This is a genomic window from Trichocoleus sp. FACHB-591 (assembly GCF_014695845.1).
Lineage (GTDB): Bacteria > Cyanobacteriota > Cyanobacteriia > FACHB-46 > FACHB-46 > Trichocoleus.
In genome coordinates this window covers 179,322-193,687 of the sequence record NZ_JACJPA010000045.1, presented here as the reverse complement: position 1 = coordinate 193,687, position 14,366 = coordinate 179,322, and the positions used below count along the sequence as shown (strand labels likewise).

Annotated in this window: 14 protein-coding genes; 5 read left to right on the top strand and 9 right to left on the bottom strand. The window is 51.6% G+C overall.

What is annotated here, in order from left to right:
• Window positions 1-84 precede the first annotated feature (84 nt).
• The 3 genes from H6F90_RS09050 to H6F90_RS09040 all read right to left on the bottom strand — a co-directional run bounded on the left by H6F90_RS09050 (window position 85) and on the right by H6F90_RS09040 (window position 3,749).
• Window positions 85-1,872 (bottom strand): M61 family metallopeptidase, encoded by a 1,788-nt coding sequence (locus H6F90_RS09050; protein ID WP_190552114.1) that lies wholly within the window; start codon window positions 1,870-1,872, stop codon window positions 85-87.
• Between the two features lie 117 nt (window positions 1,873-1,989).
• A complete protein-coding gene (locus H6F90_RS09045) occupies window positions 1,990-2,673 on the bottom strand; it encodes a Crp/Fnr family transcriptional regulator (protein WP_190439202.1) in 684 nt (227 codons plus the stop codon).
• 494 nt (window positions 2,674-3,167) lie between these two features.
• A complete protein-coding gene (locus tag H6F90_RS09040; RefSeq protein WP_190552112.1) occupies window positions 3,168-3,749 on the bottom strand; it encodes a thioredoxin family protein in 582 nt (193 codons plus the stop codon).
• 146 nt (window positions 3,750-3,895) lie between these two features.
• Between H6F90_RS09040 and H6F90_RS09035 the strand changes: the two genes are divergently transcribed.
• Complete coding sequence (locus H6F90_RS09035; RefSeq protein ID WP_190552110.1) at window positions 3,896-4,630, top strand: 2-phosphosulfolactate phosphatase family protein; 735 nt, start codon at window positions 3,896-3,898, stop codon at window positions 4,628-4,630.
• A gap of 218 nt (window positions 4,631-4,848) precedes the next feature.
• Entirely contained in the window at window positions 4,849-5,073 is a 225-nt protein-coding gene (locus H6F90_RS09030; protein WP_190439189.1) for a hypothetical protein, read from the top strand.
• Window positions 5,074-5,110: 37 nt separating this feature from the next.
• Here the strand turns inward: H6F90_RS09030 and H6F90_RS09025 are convergent, their stop codons facing one another.
• The 3 genes from H6F90_RS09025 to H6F90_RS09015 all read right to left on the bottom strand — a co-directional run bounded on the left by H6F90_RS09025 (window position 5,111) and on the right by H6F90_RS09015 (window position 7,497).
• Window positions 5,111-5,875 carry a hypothetical protein gene (locus H6F90_RS09025; protein WP_190552108.1) on the bottom strand — a complete coding sequence of 255 codons (765 nt, stop codon included), beginning with the start codon at window positions 5,873-5,875 and terminating at the stop codon, window positions 5,111-5,113.
• Between the two features lie 59 nt (window positions 5,876-5,934).
• Window positions 5,935-7,194, bottom strand: coding sequence for a lipid-A-disaccharide synthase-related protein (locus H6F90_RS09020; protein WP_190552106.1), 1,260 nt, complete (start codon window positions 7,192-7,194; stop codon window positions 5,935-5,937).
• 144 nt (window positions 7,195-7,338) lie between these two features.
• Complete coding sequence (locus tag H6F90_RS09015) at window positions 7,339-7,497, bottom strand: hypothetical protein (RefSeq protein WP_190552104.1); 159 nt, start codon at window positions 7,495-7,497, stop codon at window positions 7,339-7,341.
• Here H6F90_RS09015 and recQ point away from each other — a divergent pair.
• Together recQ and H6F90_RS09005 are read left to right on the top strand one after the other, a co-directional pair.
• Complete coding sequence (gene recQ, locus H6F90_RS09010; protein ID WP_190552102.1) at window positions 7,475-9,319, top strand: DNA helicase RecQ; 1,845 nt, start codon at window positions 7,475-7,477, stop codon at window positions 9,317-9,319. The genes H6F90_RS09015 and recQ overlap by 23 nt on opposite strands.
• Window positions 9,320-9,423: 104 nt before the next feature.
• Window positions 9,424-9,960 carry a DUF2243 domain-containing protein gene (locus tag H6F90_RS09005; RefSeq protein ID WP_190552100.1) on the top strand — a complete coding sequence of 179 codons (537 nt, stop codon included), beginning with the start codon at window positions 9,424-9,426 and terminating at the stop codon, window positions 9,958-9,960.
• Between the two features lie 13 nt (window positions 9,961-9,973).
• Here H6F90_RS09005 and H6F90_RS09000 read toward each other — a convergent pair whose 3' ends face one another.
• The 3 genes from H6F90_RS09000 to H6F90_RS08990 form a co-directional block, all read right to left on the bottom strand.
• Window positions 9,974-10,570: a DUF3177 family protein gene (locus H6F90_RS09000; protein ID WP_190439174.1), complete on the bottom strand. Its 597-nt coding sequence runs from the start codon at window positions 10,568-10,570 to the stop codon at window positions 9,974-9,976.
• 120 nt (window positions 10,571-10,690) lie between these two features.
• Window positions 10,691-10,984: a hypothetical protein gene (locus H6F90_RS08995; protein ID WP_190552098.1), complete on the bottom strand. Its 294-nt coding sequence runs from the start codon at window positions 10,982-10,984 to the stop codon at window positions 10,691-10,693.
• A 191-nt stretch (window positions 10,985-11,175) separates the two neighbouring features.
• Window positions 11,176-13,113, bottom strand: coding sequence for an OPT family oligopeptide transporter (locus H6F90_RS08990; RefSeq protein WP_199295804.1), 1,938 nt, complete (start codon window positions 13,111-13,113; stop codon window positions 11,176-11,178).
• Window positions 13,114-13,313: 200 nt separating this feature from the next.
• Here H6F90_RS08990 and H6F90_RS08985 point away from each other — a divergent pair, with 200 nt between their 5' ends.
• The gene (locus H6F90_RS08985) at window positions 13,314-14,159 is read left to right on the top strand and encodes a mechanosensitive ion channel family protein (protein WP_242024395.1); all 846 of its coding nucleotides are present in this window, start codon (window positions 13,314-13,316) and stop codon (window positions 14,157-14,159) included.
• The last annotated feature ends 207 nt before the right edge of the window (window positions 14,160-14,366 follow it).

Here is a 14,366-nt window from a genome sequence, read left to right as displayed (position 1 = left end):
ATCAAATGCTTGCCCTCACGCTAACATACAACTCCTGAGACGCTGAAGGAGTTGATGTGCTTCTTAATGAGTTCTGGGATTGAGCTAGGCGATCGCTTTGAGTGGAACTCCTAACCAGCTCACAAAGTTTTGTTCTTGAGCGGCTGAGGGGTTTTCAACTGCGACAATCTGGTAACGGGTAGGGCGGGTTTCCGCTAAGGTAACGGTGCTGCTGCGTAGCTCGTCTTGATGGAAGTGGGTAATCTCGACGCTTTGTCCGGGTTGATAGTCTTTAAGGCGATCGCTTAGTTGGTCGGCACTGATCCGGAAGCCGTTGATCGCCAGCAATTCATCTCCAGCATCAATCCCTGCTTGCTGAGCAGGTGAGCCTGTTTCGACAAACTTGATCAGCTCACGGCTATTCTCGGTTTTGGCGGTTAAACCTAGGAATGGGGGTTGGTCGTCGCTTTCGTTTTCGGTTTGCAAGCGCAAGCCAAAGGGCTCCAGGAAGGCATCAAAGGGGAGTTCTTCGGTGCCATCAATGTAGCGGGCAAAGAAGTCGGACAAGTCGGTGTCAGCAACAGCTTCTATCGTGACTTTTAGTTGCTCTGGTGTGAAACCAATTTCGTCTTTGCCAAACTGTTGCCACATTTGTCGCAGCACGTCATCAAGCGATCGCTGGTTTGCGTGCCGTTGCCGAATCAGCAGATCCAGCAAGAATGACACCATTTCGCCTTTGAGGTAATAGGAGATTTGCGAGTTGGCGCTGTTGGCGTCGGGGCGATACAGCTTGATCCAGGCATCAAAGCTGGATTCACTGGCGGGCTGGACTTGCCGACCAGGTGTGGTTTGCAGGCGGGTAATTTCTTTGCTTAAGTTGCTGAGCAGGGTTTTGGCGTCGTAAATCTCAGCTCGGAAGGGGATGTTGAGGTCGTAATAGCTGGTGGTGCCTTCGCTAAACCACAGTGAAGTGGTGTAGTTTTCTTGCTCGTAGTCAAATACTTCTAGTGCCTTAGGCCGAATCCGCTTGACGTTCCACAAATGGAAGAATTCGTGCGCGACTAACTGCATGAACCGCTGATACTTCTCTTTCGCGCGGAAGGCAAAGCGGGGGTAGTTGAGCGAGCAAGCGTTTTTGTGTTCTAAGCCGCCGTTGCCTTGGGGGGATAGGTGTAGCAAAAATAGGTAGGAGTCGTAGGGTAGGCCACCGAATAGCTCAGCTTCTACGTCGATAATTTTTTGTGTGTCTTGAATAATCCGCTCAGGGTCTGTATTGCCTTGGCCCCAAATCACGAGTTGATGAGGCTTACCCTGGGCTTCAAATTCGTACAGGGCATGGGTGCCAATTTCAAACGGGCTATCGACTAGAGTGTCAAAATCAGCCGCGTAGAAGGTATTGACTTGACTTGGTACGGTAGGGAGTGGAGTCGCGACTTGCCAGTTGGGGGAGGGAGGGGCGATCGCAACTTGAATCGGTTGGTGCTCAAATCCGGGCAGGTAGAAGAACAGCGCAGCTCCGTTAAAGTAGCCGTGGGTACCGTCTAGATGGTTGGTGCGGACAGATAGCTCGTTGGCAAAGACGCGATAGCGAACGGTAATTTCTGACTGACCCACCGTGTCTACTTGCCAATGGTTTTTGCTGACTTTGCGCCAAGGCAAAGCCTTTTGACCTGTCGCGCTAAAGTTTTGCAGATGTTTGGCGTATTCACGCACCAAGTAGGAACCAGGCGTCCAGACAGGTAGCTTTAGATCCAAAACTGCTGAGGCCCATCCTTGTACTTGCAAGGTGACTTCAAACAGGTGAGTTTGGGGGTTGGGCATTGCCACCTGGTAGCGAATCTCCAGGTTGGTGCGGGGTGAGTTGCTAGGGCGCGTCTGCGTCGCTTCAGTCATAGTGGATAGTTAAGCAGCAAGAAGTGTCAGCAAGGGTTTGAGCTAGCAGCTCTAGCGAGCCTAAGGCATTACTCAACCCATCCCTTCAGGGTAGGTCATTCTGCAAAACTTGGCGGTTTAGGCTTTGCCAGCTAGATGGGCCAGTTGTTTCTGATGCACCAAATGAACTACTTGGTTCGCTGAGTCAATTTTGATCCACCCTTTGTCATTGAGTTTTTCCATAATCTTGGCGGTTTCTTCTACGCCAATGTCAGCCACGTCTGCCAAGTCTTGAAAGGGAATATTGAAGATCTCGGTGCCTTTGTTAGAGGCTTGACCGTAATTTTCGCCCAGAGAAACGAGGGTATTGGCGAGTTTGACGGCAGGAGGCTGATGCCGCATTTGAAACCGGATGTTGGTTTGCCGCAGCCGTCGCACCATCAGTTGCAGCATGCGATGGTGAAGCTGGGAGTCTTTGAATAAGGTTTGGATAAATCGCTGGGCCGAGATGCTCATTAGCTGAACGGCTGAGAGAGCGATGACATCGGTGGAGCGGGGAGATTCGTCCAAGATGGCCATTTCACCGAAGAAGTCCCCTTGACCCAAAATTGCCAAGGTCAACACATCTTCTCCAGCGTGACGACGCACTTTCACCCAACCGGAAACCACAAAGTAAACCGCGTTACCCCAAGCGTCTTCCATTAAAACCGCACGGCCCGCTGGGTAGTCGTGTTCTGTGGCAATGGACATGAGCCATTCCAAGGTTTCGGGGTTGGCGGCGTTAAAGAGAGGAAAAAGCTCGTTAAAAGCTTCAGTCTGCATGAAGGATCTTTAGGATAGGACGTAGGATTAGCAGCAATTCAAAACTAGAAAACCGAGGCTCTAGAGGGAGCAGTGAAGATGCTGTTCCTCTCTACGATGATAGGGCGGGTGGATGTAGCTAAAGCGGGAATTTACGGATTCTTGAGTGTGGGTCTCGGTAATATTAGCGATCGCTAGGTAGCAGAGTTTAGGAGTCAAAGTCCTAGCTTTTGCTGTCTAGCCTGTTCCTTCTATGTTACAGCTTGCGGTTGAGGGCTTGAGTGAGAGTCTGTTGCTAAGGTTCATGAAGCACCCTAAAGAATATTTTTGAAATAAGAAATATTTGATGCTTTGGTGGACGGTGGAGGGGCTGTTGGTGTTTCTCAGTGTGAAAGATCAATGGGTTTGATGAGATTACTTTGACTAAATCCGAGCCCTTGGGGGCACTCGCCCCCAAACCCCCGCTGAGGGACGGTTGCGTCCCCCAGACCCCCTCCAAAAGTGGTTTTTTGGCTTTAACCGTAATAAGCAGGTTCGTTGCCTGGTTTCCATTTGATGTTGCAGCCGATGCTGGGCATTTGGTCGGGATTGATCGGTTGGTTGGCTAGGGCAGCGTCGATCGCGGCTCTGAGGTCTTGGCCTGTAACGGGTTTGTCGTTTCCGGGGCGGCTGTCATCGAGTTGGCCGCGATAGATCAGTTGGCGGTTAGCGTCAAACAAGAAGAAGTCGGGGGTGCAGGCGGCGGTGTAGGCTTTGGCGATCGCTTGGGTTTCGTCGTAGCACAGGGGGAAAGTGAACCCAAGAGTTTGGGCCATTGTTTTAAGGGATTCGGGGCCATCATCGGGATATTTCTCGGCGTCGTTGGCGCTGATGGCGATGATGCTGAGGTTTTGGGTAGCGTAGTCTTGGCCGAGTTGGGCGAGTTGATCTTGAATGTGCTTGACGAAGGGGCAGTGCTGACAAATGAACATGATGAGTAGGGCTTGTTTGTCAGCAAAAGTGGATAAGGAAATGGTTTGACCAGACACGACATCGGGCAACTGAAAATCTGGGGCTTGGGTGCCTAGTGCCAGCATGGTAGAAGCGGTGCGGGCCATGTGATCAACTCCTTACAATTCATCTTGAACACCCTTGGCATCTTAACGCCTTCGCTTGGGAAGTTGAGCCAATGGCTTGTAATGTGCTCTAGAGAAACGGTAAAAATTAGAAGCCACGTCGTCTTTGTTTTGTAGCCCGATTGATCATGAAGCTATTTGTTTATCACACGCCTGAGTTGGTTCCGTCTGACGCAATTCCCGATTGCGCGATCGCGATTGATGTCTTGCGAGCCACCAGCACAATGGCGACGGCCTTGGCGGAGGGTGCGGAGGCGGTGCAAGTGTTTAGTGACTTGTCAGAGTTGCTGCAAGTGAGTGAGCAATGGCCTGCTGAACAGCGAATTCGTGCTGGGGAGCGGGGCGGTGCAACGGTGGAAGGATTCGATATGGGTAACTCTCCGTTGGACTGCACTGCTGCTCGCGTTCAGGGGCGACGGTTGTTCATCAGCACAACTAATGGCACTCGGTGTCTGCAAAAGGTGCAAAAGGCGAAGACGGTATTGGCGGGGGCGCTGATCAATCGTCGCGCAGTGGCTAATTATCTACTAGCACAACAACCAGAAACGGTCTGGATTGCGGGTTCTGGCTGGGAAGGTAGTTATTCGTTGGAAGATACGGTCTGTGCTGGGGCGATCGCGCATACGGTCTGGACGGAAAGTGGAGCCAAGCTGGATGAGTGGGCGGGCAATGATGAAGTAGTTGCGGCGATCGCGCTTTATACGCAATGGCAAGACCGCTTACTAGAACTACTGCACCACGCTAGCCACGGTCAGCGTCTCCTCCGTCTCAATTGCCATGAAGATCTGAAGTACTGCGCTACAGCGGACATTTTGGATGTATTGCCAATTCAGCGAGAGATTGGAGTCTTGGTTAGCAAGTAACTGCATCTGGTGCTAGCTCTAGGGCTGGCTCAATCTAGCCACTGCCTGCCAATCAAATTTATCGGCTTTGGGCAGTGGTTGAGGATCAGAAGGTGAGCAACCAAACATCCATCATCTAGCGCAGAGAAGTCAGTTGCTTTGCTGATGAGTTGCACCCATGAGTCATTAGATGATGACAATTGGAAACCAATACTGGTTACGTGACGGTTCGAACCACCATGAATAATGTTTCTGATTTGGTTGTATCTAGAGGCTGTCTCTTAAAAACAGAAACCATTAATGATCAAGAGTTTTACTGGCTAGAGAGTCCGCATTTTACTAGCAAGCTCTACAGCAATCTAGAAGAACTAACCGCTTTAGTCCAAACGCTACCCATTACCTTCAGCTCTGCTCAGCACTATTGGGATGATAGCTTCCGCTGTAGATTTCGCTTCAAGAGCTAGCTGTAATACTTTGGACTCAATCCGCAAGGTCTTGTTGTTAATTGAGCTGAAGAAACTTTCGTAACTGGTCCGCGATCGCTTGCTTAGAGTGTCTCCCAGAGCTGTAGTACGAAGTAAGAGGGAGGAGGCGATCGCCGACGGTAAACACCAAGCTGACTCGGTAGGTGCTGCCATCACTATCCCGCGATTCTTCAACTCGCACAGCTTCAATCTCGTGGATTCGGCGCTCAGAAACTTTAGTGCCCAACAGGCCATGACGTTTGAGCATCAGGCTATCTGAGCTTCGGTCAAATTCGCAAACGACAATTTCGCCCATGCCAATGGCGACAGCAAGCCCCGCGATGACAAAAACGCTGCCGAACATAAACATAAACCAGCGGTCATCCTGTTGAAGCGTTAAGGATGAGGCTTGAGGACTGCTGAGAAAAGTACTGATTTGGGTGGCAATTTCTTGCTTGCCATTTTCTCCAGAGCTGTAGTAGTCGGTGAAAGGAACCTCGCCTTGGTTGGTTACCAGCACGACTCGAAAGGTATCCCCATCGCTACTGCTACTCCGTTCCACTTTGGCGCTCTGCAAGCTATCAAGGGCCGTCTCTTGAGCAGCCAAGCCCAGTAGTCCTGCGGCTTTGAGCTGACAATTACTCTGTACAGGTGCAGTACGGTTACAGTTGAGCGTGACGACCTTGCCAAAAGTTGCGATCGCCGCTAAACCAGCCCCGGCAAATATGAGACCAAATAGCCATAACCAGATGGGGCGGTGCAACAGAGTTAATTGATTCGGGGTTTTTTTGACAACTTTCATGGCTACTTAGAAGCCTGGATTTGATCAGCGTGCCCAGGTTACTCCTAAGGAATTCAACGTCAGACATGAAGTTTCCCGAACTGCTGGATGAGCTGAGTCGCAATACGCTGAGCGGCACCAGGGGTACCCATGCGATGCTGGCCGTTATCTGCAATGATTTGCAGGCGATCGGGGTTACTGAGTAAAGCTTCGATCGCTTTTGGTACTTGAGCAGGTTGCTGGACTAGCGTGATGGAACAGCCTAACAAGCGAGTTTGAGCTTCGGCAAAGGCAGGCGTAAATTGCGGCCCTTGCCCGGGTAGAGTGATCGCAGGTTTGCCTAAACCGACAAATTGCTCGGTGGCGGTGCCTGCCATCGCGATCGCTAGATCTGCTAAGTGCAAGCAGTCGTTAAAGGCTTGTTGGGTAAGGACTAACGTGGCTTTGCGTTGGATAAAGCGCAGCGCAGTTGGGTCAGAACTAAAAATATGATTGGTGGTGCTGAGTCGCCAAGCTTGAGCTTCTAAGGGTTCGCGCAGCTTATCCAAATCTAAGCCAGGGGCGATCGCGCCTAGAAATAGCAGGGGGCGATTGGGAAAGGTTTCGAGTATTCTGGCGATCGCTTGGATGATTTGGTGCCAGTTGGCGTAGGCTTCGGGGGGCCGAGAACCGGGCAACAGGGCAATGGTCAGGGGTGGGTTTTCTTGGCTTTTGGTAGCGATCGCAGCGGCACTAGGCTCCAAGCTGTCCATCATCGGGTTGCCGAGGTCGAAAGCGGGAATTGACCATCGCTTCAGACCAGCAGTAGTTAGGTTGTCTCTCGGGAAAACCGCTCGGCATTTAGGGCGGCTCATCAGCCAACGTTCCCAAGGCAAATAAACCGAGCCTGACCAAGCCTCCATTTTTTCAAACCAGGAATTCCGGGGCAGTGGGCCTACTTCATCGCGCAGATAATATTCTGACTTGGCCGTGCCCACAAAAGCGTAGGGAGCACCACTCAGCCAAGCGAATAACAGCGGCACAATATCGCCCACTGCCAGAATGACTCCTCCTTCTTTCGCCCAAGTTTTCACGATTTTGATCTGCGCTAGCGTCAGTTGCAGCAAGCCGCCTTTGACGTCCCGCGCCAATTGCCGACCATCCATATAGACAAAGCCACCGGAGGGCATGGGTTTGACGGGACCAACGATCGCAATGTTGTGGTTGATATAAGCTTGACCTTTGCCGACGAGGGGAAGCGCGGCAATTTCTGGCGCTTGCGGTTGTTGCTGCAAGGCTTGCAAGATCCGCACCGCGATCGCATCTTCTCCGTGACCGTTACTTAGGCAAAGTATCTTCATCTGGTTCAATTAGCAGGCGTAGCAAATTGTAGCAGGCGGCTCTCTATGAAGAGGCAGGCCAAGCCTCACAACTCTTCTAGACTATCTCAGGGGCTGGCAACTACCGCCAATTGGCTGCAAGACGACCACCGAGATTTTGGTAAGCTAAGGAGTCTCTGGAGCCACGCTCACCCGCGATCGCCCCTTCAAGTTCTCACCAAGTTCTCGCCAAGTTCTCGCCTCTGCACCTGCGATCGCCATCAGCGGGGTAGCGAGGCAATGGGTAGCCAAGATGGAATCAATGTCAGCGAACCTCCTAGCCACACCAACTCAATTCTCCTCACTAGAACAAGCGCTGAAACATTTCTTCGGCTATGAAACGTTTCGTCCGGGCCAGCGTGAGATTGTGGAGTCTGCCTTAGAAAACCGGGATGCTTTGATTGTGATGCCCACAGGCGGCGGCAAATCCCTCTGCTTTCAATTGCCTGCCCTGCTCAAACCTGGTTTAACAGTGGTGGTGTCGCCGCTGATCGCCTTGATGCAAGACCAGGTGCAGGCATTGCAAGACAACGGTATTGGGGCCACGTTCCTCAACAGTAGCTTGCATCCGATGGAGGCGCGATCGCGGGAGGTGGCGATTTTAGATGGCGAGATCAAACTGCTTTATCTGGCTCCAGAGCGGTTGTTGAATGAGCGGTGCTTGCCGTTTTTAGACTATGTGCGATCGCGTTTAGGCATCGCTGGTTTTGCCATCGACGAGGCTCACTGTGTTTCCGATTGGGGCCACGACTTTCGTCCGGAATATCGCCAGTTACAGCAATTGCGGCAGCGCTACCCAGATGTACCCATCATGGCTCTGACCGCCACAGCTACAGAGCGGGTACGGCAAGACATTATCGAACAGTTGTGGCTGCAAGAGCCTTACATTCACACCGCCAGCTTCAATCGGCCCAATCTTTACTACGAAGTACGGCCCAAACCCAGCCCAAAGCAAGCTTACAAGGAATTGCTAAACCAGGTTCAACAAACCGATGGTTCAGGAATTATTTACTGTCTCAGCCGTCGCAAAGTCGAAGAATTGGCCAGCAAGTTGCAGCAAGATGGCGTGGAAGCATTGCCCTATCATGCAGGGTTGAGCGACGAAGCCCGTGCTACGAATCAAACTCGATTTATTCGAGATGATGTGCGGGTAATGGTGGCGACGATCGCCTTTGGCATGGGCATTAATAAGCCCGATGTGCGGTTTGTGATTCACTACGACTTGCCCCGCAGCATCGAAAGCTATTACCAGGAATCGGGCCGTGCGGGGCGAGACGGAGAACCTGCTCACTGTACGTTGTTCTTTGGCCTAGGTGACATCAAAACGGTTGAGTATTTGATTGATCAAAAAAACGATGCGCAGGACCAGTTAATTGCACGACAACAGTTGCGGCAGGTCGTGGGGTATGCCGAGGGCACTGTCTGTCGCCGCACGATTCAACTCAGCTATTTTGGCGAAGGTTTTCCGGGGGACTGTGGCAATTGTGATCATTGCCTGTACCCACAACCGATTGAAGACTGGACGATTGAAGCGCAAAAGTTTCTCTCTTGCATTGCTCGCTGCCAAGAGCGTTTTGGCATGAACCACATTATTGATGTGTTGCGCGGCTCGAAAAATCAAAAGGTTTTACAAAATAATCACGACAAACTCTCCACCTACGGCATTGGCAAAGATAAGACCGCTGATGCATGGCGAATTTTAGGGCGGGCGTTGCTGCACCAAGGCTTAGTTGAAGAAACCAGCGACGGCTATTCGGTGCTTAAACTCAATGCCCAAAGCTGGGAGATCTTGAAGAAGCAGCGATCGCTCTTAATTGCTGTGCCTCCCACCTCCACTTACAACGACGAACCAGATGACGATGGCTTCAGAGCCGATGTAGAAGTGCTGTTTCAACGGTTGCGATCGCTGCGGAAGCGATTGGCCGATCAGCAAGCTGTGCCACCCTATGTGGTTTTTAGCGATTCCAGCTTGAAACTGATGGCCCAACAACAACCCCAAACCTTGACCGAGTTCGCCCAAATCTCCGGAGTCGGTAGCCGCAAGCTAGAGCAATATGGCGAAAAATTTACGGCTGAAATCCGGGCTTATCGGCAAGAACAAGGCTGAGTTTAGCAGGCCAAGTTGAACGATGATCTCTCTTGGTGCTGATTAACAAGCAAATTTCCTGAGGCTAGTCTGATGGCGACCAGCACAAGCCTAGAGTGATATTCATGACAGCCAATCCTCCCCAAACTCCCTTGGATAGTCCGAACCCATTAGATAGGGCAAACCAGAAGGGCGATCGCAAATCAGTTGTTGCCGCTGGAGTTTTGTTCGGCTTGGGGTTTAGTGGATTTTTTGATGGCGTGGTTCTGCACCAAATTTTGCAGTGGCATCACATGCTCACCAGTGCAGGCTATGCCGATACCACCGTGGCGGGGCTAAAGCTGAATACCCTAGCAGACGGACTGTTTCATGTCGTCACTTATGCTTTTACCCTCAGCGGGCTAGTGGTATTGTGGCGGGCTTTAGAGCGTGGTAATTTGGCCTGGTCGTCAAAAGTGTTTGGGGGAGCCTTGCTGATTGGAGCGGGGACATTTGATGTGGTAGAGGGCATCATTGATCACCACATTTTAGGTATCCACCACGTCAAATCAGGTCCTAATGAATTGGCCTGGGATTTGGCGTTTCTCGCGTTGGGAGCGACTTTAGCCATTCTGGGTTGGCTGCTGCTACGCGCTGGTCAGCAACAACCAACTTACAAATAAAGCAACGCTAGCTTTACTGCTGAGTGGCAGAGCGGCCTTGCTTGGACAGCTTCACTAAGACGAAATAGCTGAGGCAAGCTACGTAGACGAGTAGACCCACTACTCCCAGGAAGCCAAGAAATCGGACGCTGGTGTTGGCATGAAAATACTGCTTGAACAGCAGCGGTGGATCAAACCAAACTCGACAAAATCTTGTGTTTAAGGCTGTCTGAGAAATCGCACATTGGAGGAAAGGCAAGCTGGCTAAAGCTCCTAAAGCGCTATAGACCGTCATGGCCCAACGCCAAGAATTAAACGCTAGCTTCAAGGGAGTCCGGGATTGATCGTTAATCTCTTCGTTGAGGTCAACCCAAAACCACAGCGCAATGGGAATGAGTACCCGCGCCATCAGCCCTGAGATAAAACTGAGGGGCACTGCTGCAATCATCAAGTAGACCGTGACAGCTAGCAAGCTCGAGACCCGCCAGTAAATGGTTAACAGATGCTGAATGGTTTCATTTTTTTGCACGAAAGCCCAAATCAGCAGAATTAAAGGAAAAAGGACAGCAAACAGAAGGGCCAGTCGGTAGTCTGTCCAAACTAGCGGTTCAAACCAGAGTTGATCTTGCATAACTCATCTACGGCGGAATTCACACGGAAAGCAATGACCTCCGTAGAGGCCAAGATTTGCCCCTCTTATCTTAAGACCCTCTGGCAGTCTTCAACAGGCGCATGAACCGAATGCAACAAACTACGTAATAAAGTCAGAAGAAGTTATAACTTTAGAAACCAGCACTTGAGGAGCGATCGCAGCTCTAGAATTGGGGCTGTTGTAGTTGGGAGTCTGAGACGAATCAAATACTTGCAATACCTTCAACAACACGGCCACACCTAGGCCAACGATGAGAACCCAAGAAATATCATTGCCACGCTCTGCTTCAGAGAGGTCGCGACTAAAGTTGCAAGACAGACATTGGAACACGTCGTTACCGCGTTGCACGAGTCCTTTTTTGCCGCAATTGGGACATTCTGTGATTTGTGCCATAAATGCCTCCCTGAAATCAGGGTGGTTCTCCTAAAACAGGTTAAAAAATGGTTTGGTCTGTAAAATCAGCGGTCTGTAAAGTCAGGATTTATTAAAATTGCACCTATCTCCATTGCAACAAAATCAACGGCAAGTCCCCTGAGCCTTGCGAGGGAATTCCGTTAGTTCGGACGACGTATCCTGCGCTGCTGTTACTTCCGTCGTCGTGGAGAGCGAGAGATAACCCAAAGGAGACTGGCGCTCAGGAGAGTAAAGGCGATCGCGGCTACTTGCCACTGAGCGGGATTGACGGGTTCGGCTTGAGCGAACGGTAGGTTGAAGAAGGCGATCGCGGCTCCTGCCACACCCAGCAAAGCGGCTCCAGCAATGAGCCCCGAGGCGTACAAAACTCCTGCTTCCCGGCGGCGCTCTAAGCTCCGAGGGGGCGACCAAGTTTCCACAGCTAGACGGATTAGACCACCCACCATAATCGGAATTGAAAGGTGAATGGGCAGATACAACCCCACCGCAAACGCGAGCGTGGGCAAGCGCATCATTTCCACGCAAGCCGCTAAAGCTGCACCAACTAACACCAAGCCCCACGGTAAGTTGCCACCCAAAACGCCATCGATCACAAGTCGAATCAAGTTGGCTTGGGGTGCTTTGAAAGCTCCAGAGACAATATCGGCCCGGAACAGCTCCAAAACTGCACTCATCACCAACCCAGTGGTGACGACCCCGACAATTTCGCCAATTTGTTGATTCCGGGGACTGGCTCCGATTAGAAACCCAGTTTTTAAATCTTGAGAAGTATCCCCTGCATTAGCTGCGGCAATACAAACTAAAGCGCCGATGGTGAGCACAGCGACTTTAGCTTCTTGGAGACTATAGGCTGAGCCAAACAACAGCGCACAAATCAGCACTGTCACAATCGTCATTCCCGAAATTGGGTTAGAAGAACTGCCGATGATGCCAACAATCCGCGAGGAGACCGTGACGAAAAAGAAGGAAAACACGACCACTGCTAAACCTGCTAATAGTCCTAGCGGACCCGCTCCTCCGGTTCGCAGCGGTAAAAACGCTACGAGCAAGCCAATCACAATTAAGCTGGCTGCCACTAGAGACAAGGGCAGATCACGATCCGCTCTCTCAGCTTGCTGAGTACTGCGTTGCTTGAGAGCGATCGCGGTTAATCGTACCGATTCCCACAGTGTCGGGGCAGACTTGACCAAGCTAAACAAGCCGCCAAACGCCACCGCCCCCGCGCCGATATAGCGAATGTAGCGACTCCAAATGCTGAAGCTATCCATATCGGCAATGCGAGCCACGGTTTCCGGAGGAATTGGCGTCGGTACACCACTGCCAAACAAGTAGATCAAGGGCATGATTACCAGCCAGCCGATCGCCCCTCCTGCCAAAATCACCGCCGCGATCGCAGGGCCGATGATGTAACCCACCCCTAGCAATTCTGGCGTGACACTCGCCCCAATCGAAGTCCGAAAGCCCGCTTGGGCGATCGCCACATCCGGCTCCGCAGGCCAGAGCCGCCCGAACCGTTCTAGAGCTGAGTACAAAGCACCCACACCCAAACCACTGAACAACAGCTTGGCTTGCGGCCCTCCTGCCTGAGAGGCCACCAAAATTTCGGCGCAAGCAGTTCCTTCCGGGTAGGTGAGTCGTCCATGCTCCTGCACAATCAGAAATCGCCGCAGCGGAATCATAAACAACACGCCCAGCAATCCACCCAAAAGCGACAGCGGAAAAATCGGCCAGAAACCCGGTGTTTCGCCCCAAAGATACAACACGGGCAAGGTGAAAATTACCCCAGCCGCTAAAGATTCTCCGGTCGAGCCAATAGTTTGAACCATATTGGTTTCGAGCAAACTGCCTTGCCGCAACGCCCGAAACACTGCTACCCCGATCACCGCCGCTGGAATTGAAGCCGAAACCGTCAGCCCTACCTTCAGTCCCAGATAAGCATTGGCCGCACCAAAAAGAATCCCTACCGCCACCCCCACCAGTAACGACCTGGGTGTCAACTCAGGCATCTCGGATTCATTGGGCACCACAGGTGTATAACGTTCCCCTGGAGGCAACGCCTGGTAAGCTTCCCGTGGTAGTACCATCTTCGGCTGCGTCTTGCTTGACATAGAAACTGATTTTTGTGTTTAGTGAATCGTCAAATTCCGTTTTGCGAAATAGATTATTCAAAATTCTTGACGAATCGCGGTGTCGGAAGGAACGAACTGAGTCTAGAAGCGAAGCGATCGCCTGATCCCATCAATTCCTATCCATGTGACTGCATCCAGTCAGACCCCTAAAACGCTAAACTTTGGAGCGTTAGATCCGCATGACATTCTCAACATTGCCTATGACCGTTTTGCTAGCTGCCGTCACCCCGCAGGTTGCCCAAAACCTGATTGAACTGGCTTTTGACATCGTACCGAGAGTCTTTGGGGCCATTGGTATTTTGGTCCTGACTCGTCTGGCGATTGGTTTGGTGGGACGGGTGATGCGTCGGACCCTCAACCGCACCGAACCCACCATTCGCAAATTTTTGGTGCAGGCCTCAGAAATCATCACGTTAGTCGTAGGCATCAGCGCTGCTTTAACCGCTCTAGCAATTCCCACCGCCACCCTAGTCACTGTCGTGGGTGCCGCAGGTTTAGCGATCGGCTTAGCACTGCAAAACACCTTGTCCCACTTCGCGGCAGGTATCATGCTCATCACCTTTCGTCCCTTTGAAGTCGGCGACTATGTAGAAGGCGCAGGCGTATTCGGCGTAGTCGATAGTATCGGCCTGTTCTACACCACCCTGGTCACACGCGACAACGTCAAAATTACCGTTCCCAACAGCAACCTATTCAGCGGCACGCTGAAAAACATGACCACCTTGGGCACCCGCCGCGTTGATCTAGAAATAGATATTGGCGATCGCCCCATCGACTCCACAATCACACTGCTGCTAGCCCTAGTACTCCCCCACCCTCTAGTCCTCAACGATCCCAAACCCACCTGCCACGTTCACTCAGTTTCCCCGACCACCACAATTTTGTACCTACGACCCTGGTGCGCCGCTGAAGCTTACGAACAAGTGCGATCGGAAATTCAGCAAATGGTTAAAGAAACCCTACAACAACCCGACCCCACCCCAGATCCAAACACAGACCCAGAAGCCGAAATCACCGACTACTAGACCTAAGAGCCAAATAATTCAACCAACAAACTCCCAACAATCCGAGACAACACCTTCACAATGCGCTCTGGAGGGGGTTTGGGGGACGCAGCCGTCCCTCAATCGGGGGTTTGGGGGATTCTCCCCCAAGGCTGTTTCCCACAGAGGTGAGCAACTAACCAAAAAAGTAAAAAACCCAAAAAAGTAAAAACCTGACAACTGCACCAA